This window comes from Mesorhizobium sp. M7A.F.Ca.US.005.03.2.1 (genome assembly GCF_003997795.1).
Taxonomy (GTDB): domain Bacteria; phylum Pseudomonadota; class Alphaproteobacteria; order Rhizobiales; family Rhizobiaceae; genus Mesorhizobium; species Mesorhizobium ciceri.
This window is the reverse complement of the sequence record NZ_RZRP01001399.1, coordinates 1-858: the sequence shown is the minus strand read 5'-3', so window position 1 is coordinate 858 and position 858 is coordinate 1. Positions and strand designations below refer to the sequence as shown.

Annotated in this window: 1 protein-coding gene; it reads left to right on the top strand. The window is 64.1% G+C overall.

The window, feature by feature from the left end; genetic code table 11:
• A partial coding sequence (locus EN991_RS38070) for an AIR synthase-related protein (protein WP_245461201.1) occupies positions 1 to 858 on the top strand: 858 nt, incomplete at both ends.

Sequence of the window (858 nt, the reverse complement as noted above, 5' to 3'; positions counted from 1 at the left end):
GCTATGGCAACGCGTTCGGCGTGCCGACGGTCGGCGGCGAGGTCAATTTCGATGCCCGCTACAATGGCAACATCCTGGTCAACGCCTTTGCAGCGGGCCTTGCCAAGACCGATGCGATCTTCCTGTCCGAAGCCAAGGGAGTCGGCCTGCCGGTCGTCTATCTCGGCGCCAAGACCGGCCGCGACGGCGTCGGCGGCGCCACCATGGCTTCGGCCGAATTCGACGACAAGATCGATGAGAAGCGTCCGACAGTGCAGGTCGGCGATCCCTTCACCGAAAAGTGCCTGCTGGAAGCCAGCCTCGAACTGATGGCCTCGGGCGCCGTCATCGCCATCCAGGACATGGGTGCGGCCGGCCTCACCTGCTCGGCGGTCGAAATGGGCGCCAAGGGCGACCTCGGCATCGAGCTCGATCTCGACAAGGTGCCGGTGCGCGAAGAGCGCATGAGCGCCTACGAAATGATGCTTTCGGAAAGCCAGGAGCGCATGCTGATGGTGCTGCGTCCGGAAAAGGAAAAGGAAGCCGAGGCGATCTTCCACAAATGGGGGCTCGACTTCGCCATCGTCGGCAAGACCACCGACGATCTGCGCTTCCGCGTGCTGCACCAGGGCGACGAGGTTGCCAACCTGCCGATCAAGGATCTTGGCGACAAGGCTCCGGAATATGACCGGCCGTGGATCGAACCGAAGAAGCCGGCGCCGCTGGCCGCCAATGACGTTCCGCAAGCCGATGTTGCAGACGCGCTGCTGAAGCTGCTCGGCGGTCCCGACCTGTCTTCGCGCCGCTGGGTGTGGGAGCAGTATGACACGCTGATCCAGGGCAATTCGCTGCAGCTTCCAGGCGGCGATGCCGGCGTGG